This is a genomic window from Chlorogloea sp. CCALA 695 (genome assembly GCF_003003885.1).
In the GTDB taxonomy this organism is placed as follows: domain Bacteria; phylum Cyanobacteriota; class Cyanobacteriia; order Cyanobacteriales; family Chroococcidiopsidaceae; genus Aliterella.
Map to the genome: position 1 here is coordinate 1 of NZ_PVWN01000122.1, position 4,145 is coordinate 4,145.

Below are 4,145 nucleotides of genomic sequence, written 5' to 3' on the forward strand. Positions count from 1 at the left end.
CTTTTGAAACCTTGGATGATTTAGAGGAGGTTTTATTTCACCGATGCCAATCTCTACTTCAGCAGCAAGATTTGATTCAAGGACTAACTGGTTTTCATTGGTGGACTAGAATTGGAGCTTAACTATAAGTCATTTAACGGACTTGATATCACTGACTTATCTTGGGCGCAGGCGTTAAATAGAGATCATACTTCCCCAATGCTCAAAGCCCTACCCTTCAATAACCTTTGCCCTGTTTTACGCTCAATAGCGATCGCTCTATGGTAGTCTTCCGTCGACATCAGCCCCAGCTTCCAGGATTCTTCGAGTACCCGCGAAAGTGCCGCCATCATTTTATTGGCATTACTAAAGGCATAGCGTTCGCTCAATTGCGCGTAAATAGCTTGGGTATGCTGATACCTAAGTTCTGCCCAAGGAAAGCTAATGGCATCAAATTCCCCTCCACTAACTATTTTGGCGATAGTTTCCAGCGCTCCTTGCATTGTCCTCCGCGACGATGGGCTTAACTGCGATAAATAGACTGTCATTGGGTTAAGAGGTGATTTTTCCGTAAAAGCGATCGCAGTAGTAGGATTAGGGGCAATTGGCAAAAGCAAACATTCTGCAATAGAACCAGCAATAGTGGTAGGTAATAATTCCATCACTCAATACTCATGGCAAGAGAGCGCTCAATCAAGGCTGCTTGCTCTCCAAAAGTATCCAAACTGGTTATTTGGTGTTGCAATTCCTCACTAGAAATTTCAAATACGTCACGAATTCCATTCTTTAATTTTGCTAGTTCAAATGTTGCACACCAGTCTTGCAGGAACGAATGAAAATCAGGGCGTTGCACAAGGGAAAGATGATTAGCTAAAAAGCAGGAATAGACCAGTATTTAAGATAGTAGGTTAGAAGACCAATTGAAGCTTCCAGCATCTCAACAGACTTGGAATAACAGAACGTTTGACGATGTAAACGAGCGATCGGGGTGGCGTAAACGAGAATTTTCTCCTTCAACTCTGGTCATAGCTGTTTTACTAACTAGATGGTCACAATCATCAATGAAGCAAGGATAAACCGGATAACCATCGGTAATATAAAGAAAACAACACCAACCTCGAACAATCCACCACAAACGACGAAAGGTTTTACTACTGCGGTCGCCAACAATCCATTTCACGATACCAGCTTGATGGGAGTTTACTACTGTCCAAAGCCAAATTTTGTTTTTTTTGAGCCAACGAAAGTTTGTAGTTCATCAAGTTGAGCCGTTTGAGGGATTTCATAGTTTTCCTCTGGTATTTTTTGAAATGCTTGTTTTACCCAGTTAATTACTGTGTTGCGTGTGACTCCTGTTGAACGCTCAATTGCTCTAAATCCCATGCCATTGCAGTACAGAGTTAAACAGTGTTTTTTGACTTGAGGAGTATAACCTTTAGGTTCATGAGTAGCAATAAACTGGCGACGACAATTGCGACAAAGATAATTTTGTTTTTCCTGACGCCAGCCATTTTTGACTACATAGCTTGATTCACATTTTGGACATTGCATCATTCCTCTATCATACTTTCATTGTGCAACGCCACCTTTTGGATAAGATTTGGTTGAGTTTGCAATTGCACTAATTCGAGTGCTACAGGTAGCAGCGCTCCTTGCACGACTAGGGTAACGGGTTTTTGAATGACTGTTTGCAAAAAGTGTTGCAGTTGGGCAGCCCAATCCGCCGGAGTGTATGCGATGTGGGGCATCTCGCTCTCACCGCAACCTAAGAGATCGGGATTGTAAATAGGATTGGTACATCCGCTTTGATACCAAGCACTACAGAAGCGATGCCAAAATTGACGGGATAAACCAACACCAATCGGGTGAATTAGTAGTAAAGGAGTGCTATGCAGATCTTCCCCAACATCTGGGGAGTAGTGTTCGTAAGCACAGCGATAGTTTTTTCAGGTATAGAACCGTGTACTTGGGATTGCAGCAGTCTGGATCATGAGTTACACCTTGGCTTACACTAGATGCCAGTATTCGGTTAGCTGTCCATCTTGACCATACACCGGATCGGTCTTAGGCAAAGGCGCTTGAGCAATATTGCGCTTTGCTTAGGCACGTTCGCCTGGTTTTCCATAGTTCATATCCCATTAAAGCCCAATTGTTCCTATTACTCACCAATCGGCAGGTAATAAGAACAGTCGTCCGTGATCGGACCAACAGATACCCTCATTCCTACTCCAGCAGGAATCAACTCTTCATTAACATTGAATAACCACGAACCCCACAAAGCCGTATATTCCGTTTCTTCTACGTTGATTGTAGGTAAATCTAGCAATTCTTGATATATATACTGCTGTTTAACGTACCAATCGGCCTTTCCCGAACTTTCTAACAGTACATCATCTTTATACACAGCATACCCTCCTTCTCCTTGCCTCCCCAATACAGGCTTGGCAAAGTACGAGTTACCAATGTCCGAGGCGATTGTCGATGTCTCAGGAAAATATCTTAGAACTGTCCAAGCATCCTCACCAAAAAAGTCAGCCCCTAGATCCGTTATCAAACTCAGGATCGTTTTTGGCTGCAATACAAACCCTGATGCGAAGTTGACTATCGCAACTTGCTTTTTGGCGATCGCTGTTTCTAACGCACCCCACAGCATATTGCCTTGTTCGTCTCGGTCGTATATCGCCCATTCTAGGGGATACCACATGAACAAAATGTCTATTTGGCGATCTCCTTGGATATAATGTAACCCCCTACCTTTTACAACGCTCAGGAATTCTAAAGGAAACAACAAAACATTGCTAACGATATCTCTAGCTTGCTGAGATAGCCAGTACATTGTACCCATATCCTCGACATTGTTTAGGGCAGTAAATGCTACCGTACAATCGCTCAACTTCTTGCCTAACCATTTCGCCGCTTGGCTCAGTTGATACCTCAAACTCGCTTTTACAACTTTTATCGCTTCAGGATTGGGATCGCTCATGCCAAAATACTGAGCCGCATATTTATTCCCTGCCAAGCATTCAAACAAAAAGCTTGGTGTTTGACAATTGATTTCGATAATTTTGTGTTCTTGGCTTGCTTGGTTCCATGACCAGTCTAGGCGCATAGTAAACGGGGTCAGCCCGTCAGTTCTGATTACCTTAAGGCTCTCTACAGGAAATCCCATGTCTAATAAAATATCATCGGACAACCCCTTGACTACATCCCAAACCTTTCTGATTACTCTACCTGCATCCGCACTAGCTGCTTTGATTTCTTGAATCTGGGTAGGTGAAATTTTTTGACAATAATACATCCCATAGGGTTGTTCTTCTCTAGTTATTGGTAATCCTGTTTCTTCATCAACTGGGCAGATATTCCACCACTTCAAACCCATTTTTCGGAAAAATGAATTTCTCGCAGGATGCTCAAATACTTCCATGCCTAACTTCCCCCAGATCTACTGCGACCAAAACTACCGAAGCCAGAGCTTCCCACTCTTGTTCTTATCGGAGCGAATTTAGTTACCTTTGTTCCACCAGAACCTGTTGTAGTTCGTTGATAATATCCGCCGCCTGTATAACCTCCACCATACCCTCCACTTCTGGTTATGTAAGCATGATTAGCAGGATAATAGCGATAACATTCCTTGGCATATTCCTGTTGCAGCGCTCTTTGGTCGCATTTTTCTCTAGAGTAGTTTGGGGTTGGATTACACGCCACCAACAGAGAAGAAATCATCAAAATAGTTAGCAATCTGCAAGTATTGGATTTAGAGTCAGCCACTTGATACTTTTTGTTTCCGCTTAAAACAGTGCCGTTAAGTCTATTTTACAGTAATTTTTTTTGGGAGGAAGATGATTGGAGCGAAAAAGACTTTTATTAACTTTGCAAAAACTCTATGCTAAATTATTAATATTGCGATGAATTTACTGCGATCGCCTCCGCATAGATTGCATTCTAAATACTAACTTAATCCGCCGAACGTAAAAGTAATGATTCCAAATCTCGCTATTATTCAAGCTGTGGAACAATTAGGCTGGCATAATTTTTAGGTAGAGATAATTTCCCTGATCTGAATCAGACTAAGCTAATAGACTTCTAAATAGTATAAAATTAAAGTCTGAAATCTTCAAAGTACAAGGACAATGCCTGCGAAAGGATTCCTCAACGAGGAGCAAACA

General features: G+C 42.1%; 5 protein-coding genes and 1 pseudogene. All 6 read right to left on the minus strand.

What is annotated here, in order from left to right; genetic code table 11:
- Window positions 1–185: 185 nt before the first annotated feature.
- On the minus strand, window positions 186–641 hold the full coding sequence (locus C7B70_RS25065; protein ID WP_106371595.1) for a hypothetical protein: 456 nt from the start codon (window positions 639–641) through the stop codon (window positions 186–188).
- Window positions 641–832: a hypothetical protein gene (locus tag C7B70_RS25070; protein WP_106371596.1), complete on the minus strand. Its 192-nt coding sequence runs from the start codon at window positions 830–832 to the stop codon at window positions 641–643. The genes C7B70_RS25065 and C7B70_RS25070 overlap by 1 nt, the downstream gene beginning before the upstream one ends.
- A 17-nt stretch (window positions 833–849) precedes the next feature.
- A pseudogene (locus C7B70_RS25075) lies at window positions 850–1,530 on the minus strand (IS1 family transposase).
- On the minus strand, window positions 1,530–1,874 hold the full coding sequence (locus C7B70_RS28990) for an alpha/beta fold hydrolase (protein WP_339376755.1): 345 nt from the start codon (window positions 1,872–1,874) through the stop codon (window positions 1,530–1,532). The pseudogene C7B70_RS25075 and the gene C7B70_RS28990 overlap by 1 nt, the downstream one beginning before the upstream one ends.
- Before the next feature lie 263 nt (window positions 1,875–2,137).
- The gene (locus C7B70_RS25085; protein WP_106371597.1) at window positions 2,138–3,403 is read right to left on the minus strand and encodes a glutathionylspermidine synthase family protein; all 1,266 of its coding nucleotides are present in this window, start codon (window positions 3,401–3,403) and stop codon (window positions 2,138–2,140) included.
- Window positions 3,404–3,405: 2 nt separating this feature from the next.
- Window positions 3,406–3,702, minus strand: a complete 297-nt coding sequence (locus tag C7B70_RS25090; RefSeq protein ID WP_146134175.1) for a hypothetical protein — start codon at window positions 3,700–3,702, stop codon at window positions 3,406–3,408.
- Window positions 3,703–4,145 lie beyond the last annotated feature (443 nt).

Bases quoted from the DNA above. Each gene is read 5' to 3' on its own strand.
- C7B70_RS25065 (WP_106371595.1), bottom strand. From the start codon at position 641: ATGGAATTATTACCTACCACTATTGCTGGTTCTATTGCAGAATGTTTG.
- C7B70_RS25085 (WP_106371597.1), bottom strand. From the start codon at position 3,403: ATGGAAGTATTTGAGCATCCTGCGAGAAATTCATTTTTCCGAAAAATG.
- C7B70_RS25090 (WP_146134175.1), bottom strand. From the start codon at position 3,702: ATGATTTCTTCTCTGTTGGTGGCGTGTAATCCAACCCCAAACTACTCT.